Source organism: Azospirillum sp. VT-I1 (assembly GCF_055698305.1).
On the sequence record NZ_CP168800.1, the window covers coordinates 909,955 to 922,794 of the forward strand.

Here is a 12,840-nt window from a genome sequence, read left to right on the forward strand (position 1 = left end):
GATGACTGAGCAGAAGAGCTTCGGATTCGAGACCCGCGCCATCCATGCCGGCGCCGCTCCCGACCCGGCGACCGGCGCGCGGCAGACGCCGATCTACCAGACCACCAGCTTCGTCTTCGAGGATGTCGACGACGCCGCCTCGCTGTTCAACCTGCAAAAGGTCGGCTTCATCTATTCCCGCCTGACCAACCCGACGGTGGCGGTGCTGGAGGAGCGTCTGGCGAACCTGGAGGGCGGCGCCGGCGCCACCGCGACTTCGTCCGGCCACGCGGCCCAGCTGCTCGCCCTGTTCCCGCTGATGGCGCCGGGCGACCACATCGTCGCGTCGAAGAAGCTCTATGGCGGCTCGCTGAACCAGCTCGGCATCAGCTTCCCGCGTGCCTTCGGCTGGCAGCCGAGCTTCGTCGACACCGACGACGTGAACACCGTCAAGGCGGCGCTGACCGAGAAGACCAAGGCGATCTTCGTGGAAAGCCTTGCCAACCCCGGCGGCGTGGTGACCGACATCGAGGCCATCGCGAAGATCGCCGACGAGGCCGGCATCCCGCTGATCGTCGACAACACGCTGGCGACGCCCTACCTCATCAACCCGATCCAGTGGGGCGCCACGCTGGTGGTGCATTCGACCACCAAGTTCCTGTCCGGCAACGGCACCTCGGTCGGCGGCGTGGTGGTGGACAGCGGCAAGTTCGACTGGAGCAAGTCCGGCAAGTTCCCGGCGCTGAGCGAGCCCGACCCTGGCTATCACGGCCTGCGCTTCCATGAGACCTTCGGCCATCTGGCCTTCACCATCCACGGCCATGCCGTCGGCCTGCGCGATCTGGGGCCGAGCCAGGCGCCGATGAACGCCTTCCTGACGCTGAACGGCATCGAGACGCTGCCGCTGCGCATGCAGCGCCACGCCGACAGCGCGCTGAAGGTGGCCCGGTTCCTGGAAAGCCACCCCGCGGTGGGCTGGGTCAGCTATGCCGGGCTGGAATCGTCGAAGTACCACGCGCTCGCGCAGAAGTACCTGCCGCGCGGCGCCGGTGCGGTTCTGACCTTCGGCGTCAAGGGCGGCTTCGAGGCCGGCGTGAAGGTGGTGGAGAGCGTGGAACTGTTCAGCCACCTCGCCAACATCGGCGATGCCCGGTCGCTGATCATCCACCCGTCCTCGACCACCCACCGCCAGCTGTCGGCGGAGGCCCAGGCCTCGGCCGGCGCCGGCCCCGAGGTGATCCGCCTGTCCATCGGGCTGGAGACGCCGGAGGACATCATCGCCGACCTGGATCAGGCGCTGAACAAGACGATTGCGTAAGGCTCTCGGTCCGGCGGCGGGGTCACTCCGCCGCCGGCAGGGGCTCCGCCACCGGCTCGGCCTTGCGGCGGTCGTCGGGCAGCAGCAGGGCGGCGGCGAAGGCCAGGGCGGCCAGCGCCGACAGGGTCAGGTAGAGCATGGTGAACTCGCCGGTGCGCTCATAGACCCAGGCGACCAGCTGGACCGCCAGCGGGCCTGCGCCGAAGGACAGGATGTATTTGGCGCCGAAGGCCAGACCGCGGTGCTTGTCCGGGGTGTAGCGGGCCAGCAGCATGTTCTCCGCCGGAATCTGCGTCTGCGAGGCGATGACGACCAGGGCGGCGGCGGCCACCAGCGGCAGGTCGGCCAGCACCGCGACCGCCGCCATCAGCGGGATCTGGGCCAGCAGGCAGAGCATGTAAACCCTTTTGAGCGAATGGCGGTCGGCCAGCACGCCGCCGATCATCTGCGGCAGGGCGGAGATCAGGTAGACCGCCGTCACCAGCCCGCCGACCCCCAGCGTTCCGCCGCCGAGCCAGCCGCCCAGACGCGCCTCGAACAGCTTGGGCAGCACGACCTGCATGGCGTTGAAGATCAGCCCGGCGCAGACCATGGTCAGCGACAGCACGAAGAAGGCGCGCACCACGTCGCCGCGCGACGGCTTGGGCTGCGGCTTCACGTCGGCGTGGCGGTCCTGGACGATGCCGCTCATGATGAGCAGGGCCAGGGCGGCGCCCATCACGAGGCAGAGCGCGCCGGGGATGATGAAGGCCATGCGCCAGTTCAGCCATTCCGTCAGGCTGCCGGCGACCACCGCGGCGGTGGCGACGCCGAAGGTGCCGAACAGGCCGAGCCAGCCCATCGCCTTGCCGCGATTCTCCGCATTCGCCATCATCCAGGCCATGCCGACGGGGTGGTAGATCGACGCCCCCAGCCCCAGCAGGGCCAGCGACCACATCAGCATCTCCGGCCCGTTCGACAGCCCGGCCAGCACCGCCCCGCCGCCGGTCATCAGGTAGAAGACGGCCATCATGCCGGCCGAACTCCAGCGGTCGCCCAGCCAGCCGGCCAGCGGCGCCCCCAGCCCGATCATGAAGGCGCCCAGCGTCCACAGCCGGATCAGCTCGTCATAGGAGAGCTTCCATTCGGTCTCCAGCGCCAGAACGATGGTGAGGAACAGCGCCGACACGATGTGCATCAGCGTGTGCCCGACCCAGGCGAAGCCGACGGACAGCCGGGCCGAGGTCGGCGACGGCAGGGCGCTGGCGGATGGATGGCTCATCGAACGTCTCCGGCCCCGGATTTGTCCTCGCGGGGGAATGTTTCACGGGCAAGCGAAGAGCAAAGGCTGGCACGGGATGGTTGAACCGTCCAATGCGCCTGCCTCATGGCGGGCATGCTGCATGGAGTCGGAGAGCTGCAGCGAGCAGCCTGATGTGGTGAACTGCCATATGTGTCTTCACCACATCGCGGGGGCGACCTATATTGAAGCATGCATAAAGCCGCGCTCATCCTTTCCCGCAAGACCGTCTACGACGACGGTAGCATCGTACAAGTGCGGGTCTGGTCGGTTGCGGCTCCGGTGCCGCCGTCGGAACACCGGTACAAATACAGCCTGTTCTACGGCAGGCACGGCGAGCGGATCGTCGGGTACGACAACGAGAAGGGCAAGGGCGACCACAAGCACATCCGGGGTCAGGAAGTGCCGGTTCGGTTCGAAACCATCGAGCGGTTGATCGACGAGTTCTTCACCGATGTTGCCGCGGTCAGGGAGGGAAGATTATGACGACGCTTCAGATCCACATCGGTGTCGATCTCCATGCCGAGGCGGCTGCGATCAAGGATGCTCTCCGCCGCCATGAAGCGGGGGAGACCGTCCGGGAACACCACATCACCTTCGAGTCCTTCGAGGGGATGGCCCGGATCCTGACGCCGAAGCGGCTGGAAATCCTTCGGTATCTGCACCGCAATCCCACCGCGAGCATCCGGGCGCTTGCCGGAGCGCTGGGCCGCGATTATCGCAACGTCCACCTGGATGTGACGGCGCTGGTCGAGGCCGGTCTGATCGACGATCAGGATGGATTGCGCGTCGAATACGACGATGTCGAGATGAAGATGGCGCTCTGACCGGCAATGCTCAGTCGTGAACGTTCCCGCGCATCTTCTTCACCTCCGACCGCTTGGCCTTGCCTTCCAGCCGCCGCTCCTTGGAACCCTTGGTCGGTTTGGTCGGGCGGCGGGGCGGCGGCGGAGGGGCGGCGGCTTCGCGGATCAGGTCGATCAGGCGTTCGCGGGCGTCCTCGCGGTTGCGCATCTGCGAACGGTAGCGGTCGGCCACCAGGATCAGCACGCCGTCCTGGGTCAGGCGGGAGCCGGCCAGCCGCTCCAGCCGGTGGCGCACCGGGTCGGGAAGGTTGGGCGAGCGGCGCACGTCGAAGCGCAGTTGGACCGCCGTCTCCGTCTTGTTGACATGCTGGCCGCCGGGGCCGGAGGCGCGGACGAACTCCTCCTGCAGCTCGCTTTCGTCCAGGCTGATGCGGGGGTTGACCCGGATCATGCCGGACTCTCCAGCGGGTGGCGGGCGCGGAAGGCGCGGGCGAGTGCCGCGAAGCCGGCGACGTCGATCTCCTCCGCCCGCGCGGTCGGGGCGATGCCGGTCTCCTCCAGCAGCGCCTCGGCGTTGCCCAGCGACTTCAGGCTCTGGCGCAGCATCTTGCGGCGCTGGCCGAAGGCGGCGGCGGTGACCTGCTCCAGCGCGCGCCAGTCGGCCGGCTCCGGATTGGCCCGCGGGGTGAGGTGGACGACCGTCGATTCGACCTTCGGCGGCGGGGTGAAGGCGCGCGGCGGCAGGTTGAACAGCACGCGGGCGTCGGAGCGCCATTGGGTGATGACCGACAGCCGGCCATAGGCCTTGCTGCCCGGCTTCGCCACCAGCCGGTCGGCGACCTCCTTCTGGAACATCAGCGTCAGGCTGACATAGGCGTCGATGCGCGCCAGCCAGCCGAGCAGAAGCGGCGTCGCGACGTTGTAGGGAAGGTTGGCGACGATGGCGCGCGGCGCGGGGGCGAGGTCCTCCGGGTCCACCGTCAGGGCGTCGGCCTCCACGATGCTCAGCCGGCCCTGCGATGCCTCGATGACGTCCTGCAGCGCCTCGATGAAGCGGCGGTCGCGTTCGATGGCGATCACCTTGACCGCGTTGGTCGCCAACAGCGCGCGGGTCAGGCCGCCGGGACCGGGGCCGACCTCGATGGCGGTGGTGCCGGCCGGAAGGTTGGCCGAGCGCGCGATCCGTCCCGTCAAATTCAGGTCGAGCAGGAAGTTCTGCCCCAGCGCCTTGCGCGCCTCCAGCCCGAAGCGCGCGATCACGTCGCGCAGCGGCGGCAGGGCATGCGGGTCGAAAGCGGCGGGCGCGGCAGGGGCGGAGATCGGGTCGGTCATCCCCGACTTATAGGCATCCCCCGCGCGCTTCACCAGACGGCAGTTTGCAACAGTTGCTACAGCAGGCGGCGCAGCAGCACGACGGTGGCCACGCCGGCCGCCACCGCCACCACCATCGGCACGCGCCGGGCGATCAGGCAGACGAAGGCGGCGGCCAGCGCGTCGGACGGGCGCGACAGGGCGGCGGGCGCCACCAGCGCCACCAGCACCGCGCCCGGCGTGGCTTCCAGCGCCGCATTGGCCGCCGGGCCGAGCCGCACCCGCGCCACCAGCCACGGCCCGCCGATCCGGGTCATCCAGGTGACCAGCGCCCCGCCCAGTGCGATGGCGAGGATGCTCCAGTCCAGATGCAGCGACTCAAGCATCGCCCGCCCTCCCCTGCCACTTGGCCTGAACCGCGGCGACGGCGCCGCCGGCCAGCGCACCGGCGATGATGTGCCAGGTGCCGCCGGGCGACAGCGCATGCACGGCCAGCGCGGCGGCAGCACTCGCCAGCCAGGGCGGCAGCGAGCCGGCTCCCTGCCAGAATCCGGCAAGCAGACAGAGGAAGACGGCGATGAAGGTGAAATCCAGCCCCCAGGCGGTCGGGTCGGCGATCAGGGCGCCGGCCAGCGTGCCGGCCACCGTGCTGGCGAGCCACGCCAGATAGAGCGTCGCCGCCACCCCGTACCAATAGGCCAGCGTCAGTTCCGGCCCGCGGCGCAGGGCCAGCGCCCATTGCTCGTCGGTCATGAAGAACAGCGCCAGACCGGCCCGCGCGCGGGGGATGCCGCGGAAGCGCGGCTCCAGCGTCGCCCCCATCAGCAGGTGGCGCAGGTTGACCAGCAGGATCGCGCCGACCACGGCCAGACCGGCGGTGCCCCCGCTCCCATTTTTGTCCAGAAGCTCGACGGCGACGAACTGGGAGCTGCCGGCGAAGACCAGGGCGCTCATCAGCCCCATGTCCAGCGCCGACAGGCCGGCCTTGGCGGCGAGGCTGCCCAGCAGGAAGCCGAAGGGAACCGCGCCCGCCACGATGGGCAGGCAATGGACGACGCCCGCCGCGAACTCCTGTCGCGGGGATGCCGGGATGGTGATGCTGTCCATGCTCATGCGCGGCAAGCTAGGCGGCCGCGGCGGCGGCGTCTTGGACGGGATTGCTGCCGCGCCGGTATTGGCCGGGGGAGACGCCGACCCGCCCCTTGAACACCCGGTTGAAATGCGCCTGATCGCAGAAGCCGCAGGCCAGCGCCACGTCGGCGAGCGGCAAAGGCCCGGCAAGCAGCCGCTTGGCCCGGGCGACCCGCCGGTCGGTCAGGTAGCCGTGCGGGGTCGTTCCCACCGCCGCGCGGAACACGCGCAGCAGATGGAAGCGGCTGAGCCCCGCCGCCTCGGCCAGATCGGCCAGTTCCACCGGACTGTCGAGATGGGCGTCCAGATACTCCCGCGCGCGGCGGACCGCCGCCGGCTCCCGCCCCGCATCCCGTGGACGCACCGTCAGGTCGCCGTGGCGCAGGGCCAGCGCGGTGAAGGCGCGCAGCGCGTCCGTGTCGGTGCGCAGCGCCTCGCGATGTGGTCCCTCCAGCCCATGATGCAGGCCGCGCAGGGCCTGGAACAGCGCCGGGTCGTCCAGTTCGGTGGCGGCGAAATGCGGCGTGACGGTCCGGCCCAGCGCGTCGGCCATCGCCTGCTCGAACAGGGCCACCGACGGGTAGAACATGCGGTAGGCATAGCCGTCCTCCGCCGGACGGCCGTCATGCAGGACCTCCGGGTCGAGCACCACCACCTGCCCCGCCCGCGCCACCCGTTCGGTGCCGCGGCAGCGGTACAGCTCGGTCCCGGCGGTGATGACGCCGACCACATAGGTCTCGTGGGTGTGCGGCGCGTAGCTGTGGCGCTGGAAGCGGGCGTTCAGGCATTCCATGCCGTCGAAGCGCGCTTCCCGCCACAGCCGGGCGAAATCGCCGCCGGCGGCCGGTGCCTGCATCAATGCGGATTGCTGGTCCATGCCGCAGTCTAACAGGCGGGGACGGCGGTCGTCTTGGACAGGATTGCGGGGACAGGATTGCCGGGACCGGATTGCGGCCTAGGCTATGCGTCGGCCGACGGCATGCTCCGCCGGGTTGCCGGTATGGTCGGGGAAGGGGACGCCGTGGCCCGGCTGGTGGCTGTCATGGACAAGACACGCATCGGCGATCAATGGCCACAGGTGGGAGCGGAGGAAGCGCTGGTCCTGCCAGCGGTCGGCTTCCACCGCAGCGAAGCGCTCGACCAGCGGCGCCAGCGGCGGCAGCAGACCGGCGGTCCCGCCCCACATGCCGGCCAGCATCAATTCGCTGTGCAGCGGGTGGTCGCGCATGACGTGGAAGGGCTTGCCCGAGGCGATCCATGCCTCCACCGCCGCCCATTCGCGCGGACCGACGCGCGAATCGCAATCGCGGCAGACGAAACGGCGGACGGTCGGATCGTCGGAAGCCAGGAAGCGCCAGTAGAGGCCGCTGACCGGGCCGCTGCCGGGCGGCATCGCCACCCGTTCCGCCCCCAGTTCGTCCAGCTCCGCCAGAATCTCCGGCGGCACGCTGTCGTCGTGGTAAATCCGGCAGGTCCAGCCGGGATAGACCGACCGCACCAGCCGGGCATTCTCCACCGCGCCGCGGCGGTAGATGTCGGCCGTCCCCCATAGGCTGAAGGCGACCACGTCGCGGATGCGGCCCTCCGGAGCGGCCGGGCGCTCGCGAAGCGGCGGCAGGGCGAGCGCCGCGCCTTCCTGCGCCGCGATCCGCTTTTTCATCGCGAGGAGCCTGTCGCCCTCGGCCAGCGCCTCCTCCTCCCGGTAGGACTGGAAGAGGGTGATGGCGAGGTTCTCGCGGGCGTCGAGGAAATCGGGTGCCAGCGCCGCCGCCCGGCCCAGAATCGCCGCCGCCTGCTCCAGCGCCGCCAGATCGAGCCCGGCCACCTGCCGGGTGACGACGCCGAGGTTGAAGACCGCCCCGACATGGTCGGGTTGCAGCGCCAGCGACCGCCGGTAACGGGCCAGCGCATCGCCGGGCCGCCCGGCGCGTGACAGGGCGTTGCCGAGTTGGAACAGCCGCTCCGCCGTCGGCGGTTCCAAGGCGTTCAGGCGCGACAGATCGGCGACCGCCGGCTCCGCCCGCCGCTGCTCCAGATGGTCGAGGCCGCGCAGCTCCAGCAACAGGCCCAGCCGTCGCCGGGTCTCGCCGTCTTGCTGGTCGAGCGTCAACGCCCGGTCCAGCGCATCGATGGCGGCGCCGGTGTCGCCCGTCATCTGCGCCGCCACGCCGAGGAGGGCGAGGGCCGCCGCGTCGCCCGGCCGCAGGGCGGCGGCGCGGCGCTGGCCGGCCATGGCCTGCACAGGCAGCCCGAGCGCCTGATGGACTTTGCCGAGGTCGCGGTGGTAGTCGGCGATGTCCGGCTGGCCCCGCACCGCATCGGCGATGCGTGTCGCCGCGTCCTCCAGACGACCGGTCTGCGCCAGCAGCATGCCCAGCAGATGGGAAGCGGCGGCTGTGTCGGGAGCGGCGTCGAGGATGCGGCCATAGAGGATTTCCGCCTCCCGCAGCCGCCCGGCCCCGTGGTGGTCGACAGCGACCCGCAAGGCTTCCTGAATCGAGGCCATGACACTCCCCAAACACATCCCGGACAATGACGGGCGGAACGGCCGAAAACAGCGGCGCACACTGTCGCACAGCCGCAATCCGCTGCCTATCGGCCAAGGCCGCGCAGACGCCTACTCCTCCTCGCCGTCGCCCAGCAGATAGTCGATGTCGCCGCCGTCGAGCGCGCTGACCAGCCCCTTGCCCTCGATGGTGGCGGCGGACAGGCTGCCCTTGCGGCGCTGCAGGTCGAGGATGCGTTCCTCCACCGTGTTGGCGGCGATCAGCTTGTAGACGAAGACCGGCTTGTCCTGGCCGATGCGATAGGCGCGGTCGGTGGCCTGATCCTCGGCCGCCGGGTTCCACCAGGGATCGTAATGGATCACCGTGTCGGCCGCGGTCAGGTTCAGGCCGCGCCCGCCGGCCTTCAGGCTGATGAGGAAGACCGGGACCTCGCGGTTCTGGAAGCGGTTCACCGGCTCGGCGCGGTCCAGCGTGCGGCCGGTCAGCTCCACATAGGGGACGGCGGCCTTCTCCAGCTCCAGCTTGATGAGGTCCAGCATGGTGGTGAACTGCGAGAAGATCAGGATGCGCCGGCCTTCCGGCACCATCTCCTTCACCATCTCGGTCAGGGCGTGCAACTTGGCGCTCTGGCGTGTTTTGCCGCCCATCGCCGCGACGGATTTCAGCAGGCGCGGGTCGCAGCAGACCTGCCGCAGCTTCAGAAGCGCGTCGATCACCGCGATGGCGTTCTGGCCCAGCCCCTTGCCGCTGGCGGCCAGCGCGGCGCGCACCGTCTCGTTCACCGACAGGCGGATGGTCTCGTACAGGTCGCGCTGGTCGCGGTCGAGGTCGATGCGCACCACCACCTCGGTCTTCGGCGGCAGCTCCTTCGCCACCGCCTCCTTGGTGCGGCGGAGCAGGAAGGGGCGGATGCGGCGCATCAGCAGGTTGGCGCGGGTGTTGTCGCCGCGCTTCTCGATCGGCACGCGGTAGCGCTTGCCGAACTCCTTGCGGTCGCCCAGCAGGCCCGGCATCAGGAAGGCGAACTGGCTCCACAGCTCGCCCAGATTGTTCTCCACCGGCGTGCCGGACAGGCAGAGCCGGTGCCGCGCCGGCAGCGCCGCCACCGCGCGGGTCGCCTTGCCGTCGGGGTTCTTGATCGCCTGCGCCTCGTCCAGGACGAGCATGTGCCAGGTCAGCCGCTTCAGCAGGTCGACGTCGCGCGCCACCACACCGTAGGTGGTCACCACGATGTGGGCGCGGTCGATGTCGGCCAGCTTGCCGTGGCGGTCGACGCCGTGCAGCACCACGACCCGCAGATGCGGGGTGAAGCGCTCCGCCTCCGCCGTCCAGTTGGGCACGAGGCTGGTCGGCACCACCACCATGCAGGGCTCGGTCAGCCGGCCCTCATGCTCTTCCATGGCGATGTGGGCCAGCGTCTGGGCGGTCTTGCCCAGCCCCATGTCGTCGGCCAGGATGCCGGCGACGTTGTTGGCACGCAGGCTCTGCATCCAGGCCAGCCCGGCGCGCTGGTAATCGCGCAGCTCGCCGCGGAAGCCCGGCGGCGGCGTCATATCGCCGGGAACCTCGTCGGCGCGCAGGCGCTGCAGATAGCCGTCGATCTGCGCCGTCTCGTCGCCGCGCCGGGCGATCAGGTCGTCGATGTCCAGCAGGGAGTCGGCTTCGGCCAGCGGAACCTTCAGCCGGTCGCCGCTGCTGCGCCCGCTGTCCAGCATGGCTTCGAGAACGCTCAGCAGCCGCTCGATCCGCTCGGCCGGCAGGGCCAGGACGTTGCCGTCATCGAGAACGATGTGGGCGCGCCCGTCGATGATGCGGGTGGTCGACAGGCCGCCCTTCTCCACCAGCCGGGCCAGGATGGGCAGCAGCGGCTGGCGCTCGCCGTCGATCTCGACACCGACATCCAGGTCGAACCAGCCGTCGCCGGCGTCGCGCACCGCGACCTCCACCTCGGCGCCCGGCTCGATCACCTTGGTGCCGAAATCGGCGCCGACCTCCACCACCCAGCCGGCCTTGGTCAGGGCCGGGACCTCGGTGGTGAGGAAATGCTGCCAGCGCTCCTCCACGTCGCGGCCGGTCAGCCAGTGGACGCGCGAGCCGCGGGCGTTCAAGGCGCCCTTCGGCGGCTCGATCCGCGCCTGGGCGAAGCCGAGACCGGACAGACGGTCCAGCGCCCCCTGCTCGTCAGCCTTGTCGCGGCGGACGAAGGTGACGTCGCCGAAATCATCCTCGTAACGGGCGAACTGGCGCTGGTCGTCGGGCTCGATCTCCACCGGCCGGCCGGGCTCGCCATAGTCGAAGGACAGGCGCAGCACGTCGACCAGCCCGTCGGCCGGCGTCACCACGCGGCCCAGCCGGGCGATGATGCGGGGGGAGCGCTCGACGATGGCCGCGGCGTCGGCCGCACCGCTGCGCACGCCGGGAATGGCGTTGTCGCGGAAGCTGGAACCCGGGGCCGACGGCGGCGCCGTGATGCGCGGCATCGACGCGACGGAACCGCGCGACGGGCCGAACAGGCGGGACGGCGTCGCTTTGGACGGAACCGGCGGCGGGACCGGGGCCGGCGGCACCGACTTGGCCTTCGGCACCTCCACCACCTGGAGATCGACCGGGAAGACGGTGCCGGTGGCGCTGTCCACGCACCAATAGGACTGGCCCTTCACCAGCACGCTGCGTTCGGGCAGGCCGGTCGGGCGCAGTTTGCGGGTGGCGGGGTCGCGGAAGGCGCGGACGGTGCGGCCCGGCGCCTCGGCCAGCGGGGTGCCGTCGCGCCAGCGCAGCCGCCCGGTGGAGAGCAGGCGGCGCAGCAGGCGATCCACCGCCTCCCCCGGCTTTTGGCGACGGGGGTGCGCTCGGTCCCGCCGCCGCCGAGCAGCCGGGCGATGGCGCGGTCGGCGTCGCCGTCCAGCGAGCGTGGGGCCTTGGCCAGCACATCGCGCGGCGTGGCGGGGCTGGCGTCGGCCGAACCCTCCGCCGCGAACTCCGCCAGGATGTAGCAGGCGACGTCGCCCTGCCCCGGCTCCAGCGTCCAGCGCAGGCTGCGCGCCGGCTCCGGCCTCTGCGGGGCTGGCGCAGGAGGGGAGGCGCGACGTTGCGGATCGGCGGCGGGACCGGCGGGCGGACCAGGGACAGCGGGGGTTTGGGTGCCGGGGGTGCCGACGGTGCGGCAGGCGGCTTCGGCTGCAGGGTCGGCGGGAGGCTCACCGGCGCGGCAGCCGGCATGGACGGCGGAGGCGGGGGCGGCGGAGGCGGCGCCAGCGGCGCCTTCACGTCGGCGACGTCGAACAGGGAGGCGCGGCGCCATTCCGGGCGGCTCTCCAACGCAAGCATCGCCGCCGCCGCCATGTGGGCGCAGGCGTTGCGGCCGCAGGTGCAGCTGCGGTCGAGCACGACACCGCGCTTGCCCTGCACCGGATAGACCGTCACCCCCAGCCGGCGGCCGAGGTCGCTGACCTCCGCCTTGATCCGGTCGCCGCCGGGTGGCCCCAGCGTCACCGCGCCGGTCATCATCAGCGTGCGGCCGCGCTGCAGCGTCTTGGCATCGAAGACGCGCGTCAGGTCCTCCTGGGCGAAGGGGACGGCGGCGCCCCCGAAGGGCCACGCGGCAGGGCATCGAAAAGCGACATGCGGTGCGGAAGTGACCTGTCCGGAACGGAACGGAAACGGGGCGTCGGTATAGGCTCTTGCGCCGCGGGACGCAAGCCCCCTGGCTCAAGCTTGCGGGGGTGCCGGGCTTCCGGGGGCCCAAGCCTCCGGGTGATGCGCGACCGCCCGTCATACCACAGGACGCCGCCGGCTTCATCCCGATTGGTGGCTTATCCGCGGGCACCCGGGAAGACCCGGCCGGCCAGCTCGCACAGTCCGGCGCCGCTTCCGAGATGATAGGCCACGCGGCGGATGGTCCCCTCGACGAAGGACGGGTCGCCGGCATGGACCAGCAGGGCAAGGCCGAGCGCCAGCGCCCCCAGCAGCCAGGGCGAGATGCGCAGCCGCGGTGCACCGTCCTTCCGGCTGGTCCACAGGAACAGCAGGACCGACAGGCCGCCGATCAGCAGCCCGGCCACCACCTCCGCCCCCGAATGAGCAGACACGGCGACGCGGGACGCGCCGATGGCCAGCACCAGCGCCACCGCCGCCAGCGGCAGCCCGACCCTGAGCCAGACGGAGCCGGCGTCGCGCGCCGCCAGCGCCGCCACCGACCCGTAGAAGACCGCGGCGAAGGCGGCATGCCCGCTGGGGCTGACGAAACGGTCGCCGGCGAACAGCGAGGGGAACAGCGGAAAGTCCGGCAGGCCGCAGCCGTGCCCCACCAGCTTCAGCACCACCATGGCGCCGAGGCAGAGCGACAGCGCCAGCAGCCAACGCAGCGCCAGCGGCGCCGAATGGTGCCGCCACAGCGCGGTCGCATAGAGGGCGGAAAGCGGAACGAGAAGGCTGCTGCTGCCCAGATGGGTGATGGCGCCGCTGGCGGTGGCGAACATCGGGTCCCCGTGGATGCCGGTGGAAAGGAAC

General features: G+C 70.9%; 13 protein-coding genes. 3 read left to right on the plus strand and 10 right to left on the minus strand.

Annotated elements, in window-relative coordinates:
* The first annotated feature begins 1 nt into the window (after position 1).
* Positions 2-1,297 carry an O-acetylhomoserine aminocarboxypropyltransferase gene (locus AB8P05_RS04340; RefSeq protein ID WP_472758951.1) on the plus strand — a complete coding sequence of 432 codons (1,296 nt, stop codon included), beginning with the start codon at positions 2-4 and terminating at the stop codon, positions 1,295-1,297.
* Positions 1,298-1,319: 22 nt separating this feature from the next.
* On the opposite strand, the gene AB8P05_RS04345 is transcribed toward AB8P05_RS04340, so the two are convergent.
* On the minus strand, positions 1,320-2,558 hold the full coding sequence (locus AB8P05_RS04345; RefSeq protein ID WP_472758952.1) for an MFS transporter: 1,239 nt from the start codon (positions 2,556-2,558) through the stop codon (positions 1,320-1,322).
* 210 nt (positions 2,559-2,768) lie between these two features.
* On the opposite strand from AB8P05_RS04345, the gene AB8P05_RS04350 reads away from it, so the two are divergent.
* Both AB8P05_RS04350 and AB8P05_RS04355 read left to right on the plus strand, forming a co-directional pair.
* The gene (locus AB8P05_RS04350; RefSeq protein WP_472758953.1) at positions 2,769-3,062 is read left to right on the plus strand and encodes a toxin-antitoxin system TumE family protein; all 294 of its coding nucleotides are present in this window, start codon (positions 2,769-2,771) and stop codon (positions 3,060-3,062) included.
* A complete protein-coding gene (locus tag AB8P05_RS04355; protein WP_472758954.1) occupies positions 3,059-3,403 on the plus strand; it encodes an HVO_A0114 family putative DNA-binding protein in 345 nt (114 codons plus the stop codon). Before AB8P05_RS04350 ends, AB8P05_RS04355 begins: the two co-directional genes overlap by 4 nt.
* A gap of 10 nt (positions 3,404-3,413) precedes the next feature.
* On the opposite strand, the gene arfB is transcribed toward AB8P05_RS04355, so the two are convergent.
* From arfB to AB8P05_RS04400, 9 genes are all read right to left on the minus strand, one after another.
* Positions 3,414-3,833 (minus strand): alternative ribosome rescue aminoacyl-tRNA hydrolase ArfB, encoded by a 420-nt coding sequence (arfB, locus tag AB8P05_RS04360; protein ID WP_472758955.1) that lies wholly within the window; start codon positions 3,831-3,833, stop codon positions 3,414-3,416.
* The gene (gene rsmA / locus AB8P05_RS04365; RefSeq protein ID WP_472758956.1) at positions 3,830-4,714 is read right to left on the minus strand and encodes a 16S rRNA (adenine(1518)-N(6)/adenine(1519)-N(6))-dimethyltransferase RsmA; all 885 of its coding nucleotides are present in this window, start codon (positions 4,712-4,714) and stop codon (positions 3,830-3,832) included. Before rsmA ends, arfB begins: the two co-directional genes overlap by 4 nt.
* A gap of 56 nt (positions 4,715-4,770) precedes the next feature.
* Positions 4,771-5,079: an AzlD family protein gene (locus AB8P05_RS04370; protein ID WP_472758957.1), complete on the minus strand. Its 309-nt coding sequence runs from the start codon at positions 5,077-5,079 to the stop codon at positions 4,771-4,773.
* Positions 5,072-5,806, minus strand: a complete 735-nt coding sequence (locus AB8P05_RS04375) for an AzlC family ABC transporter permease (protein WP_472758958.1) — start codon at positions 5,804-5,806, stop codon at positions 5,072-5,074. The genes AB8P05_RS04370 and AB8P05_RS04375 overlap by 8 nt, the downstream gene beginning before the upstream one ends.
* Positions 5,807-5,816: 10 nt before the next feature.
* On the minus strand, positions 5,817-6,701 hold the full coding sequence (locus tag AB8P05_RS04380) for a helix-turn-helix domain-containing protein (RefSeq protein WP_472758959.1): 885 nt from the start codon (positions 6,699-6,701) through the stop codon (positions 5,817-5,819).
* A gap of 78 nt (positions 6,702-6,779) precedes the next feature.
* Positions 6,780-8,330: a tetratricopeptide repeat protein gene (locus AB8P05_RS04385; RefSeq protein WP_472758960.1), complete on the minus strand. Its 1,551-nt coding sequence runs from the start codon at positions 8,328-8,330 to the stop codon at positions 6,780-6,782.
* A gap of 111 nt (positions 8,331-8,441) precedes the next feature.
* The gene (locus tag AB8P05_RS04390; RefSeq protein WP_472759309.1) at positions 8,442-10,811 is read right to left on the minus strand and encodes a DEAD/DEAH box helicase; all 2,370 of its coding nucleotides are present in this window, start codon (positions 10,809-10,811) and stop codon (positions 8,442-8,444) included.
* A 176-nt stretch (positions 10,812-10,987) separates the two neighbouring features.
* On the minus strand, positions 10,988-11,632 hold the full coding sequence (locus tag AB8P05_RS04395) for a hypothetical protein (protein WP_472758961.1): 645 nt from the start codon (positions 11,630-11,632) through the stop codon (positions 10,988-10,990).
* 511 nt (positions 11,633-12,143) lie between these two features.
* Positions 12,144-12,809 carry a phosphatase PAP2 family protein gene (locus tag AB8P05_RS04400; protein ID WP_472758962.1) on the minus strand — a complete coding sequence of 222 codons (666 nt, stop codon included), beginning with the start codon at positions 12,807-12,809 and terminating at the stop codon, positions 12,144-12,146.
* Positions 12,810-12,840 lie beyond the last annotated feature (31 nt).

Bases quoted from the DNA above. Each gene is read 5' to 3' on its own strand.
- AB8P05_RS04340 (WP_472758951.1), top strand. From the start codon at position 2: ATGACTGAGCAGAAGAGCTTCGGATTCGAGACCCGCGCCATCCATGCC.
- AB8P05_RS04345 (WP_472758952.1), bottom strand. From the start codon at position 2,558: ATGAGCCATCCATCCGCCAGCGCCCTGCCGTCGCCGACCTCGGCCCGG.
- AB8P05_RS04350 (WP_472758953.1), top strand. From the start codon at position 2,769: ATGCATAAAGCCGCGCTCATCCTTTCCCGCAAGACCGTCTACGACGAC.
- AB8P05_RS04355 (WP_472758954.1), top strand. From the start codon at position 3,059: ATGACGACGCTTCAGATCCACATCGGTGTCGATCTCCATGCCGAGGCG.
- arfB (WP_472758955.1), bottom strand. From the start codon at position 3,833: ATGATCCGGGTCAACCCCCGCATCAGCCTGGACGAAAGCGAGCTGCAG.
- rsmA (WP_472758956.1), bottom strand. From the start codon at position 4,714: ATGACCGACCCGATCTCCGCCCCTGCCGCGCCCGCCGCTTTCGACCCG.
- AB8P05_RS04370 (WP_472758957.1), bottom strand. From the start codon at position 5,079: ATGCTTGAGTCGCTGCATCTGGACTGGAGCATCCTCGCCATCGCACTG.
- AB8P05_RS04375 (WP_472758958.1), bottom strand. From the start codon at position 5,806: ATGAGCATGGACAGCATCACCATCCCGGCATCCCCGCGACAGGAGTTC.
- AB8P05_RS04380 (WP_472758959.1), bottom strand. From the start codon at position 6,701: ATGGACCAGCAATCCGCATTGATGCAGGCACCGGCCGCCGGCGGCGAT.
- AB8P05_RS04385 (WP_472758960.1), bottom strand. From the start codon at position 8,330: ATGGCCTCGATTCAGGAAGCCTTGCGGGTCGCTGTCGACCACCACGGG.
- AB8P05_RS04390 (WP_472759309.1), bottom strand. From the start codon at position 10,811: ATGCCGCGCATCACGGCGCCGCCGTCGGCCCCGGGTTCCAGCTTCCGC.
- AB8P05_RS04395 (WP_472758961.1), bottom strand. From the start codon at position 11,632: ATGGCGCCGCGCCTCCCTGTTCGACGTCGCCGACGTGAAGGCGCCGCT.
- AB8P05_RS04400 (WP_472758962.1), bottom strand. From the start codon at position 12,809: ATGTTCGCCACCGCCAGCGGCGCCATCACCCATCTGGGCAGCAGCAGC.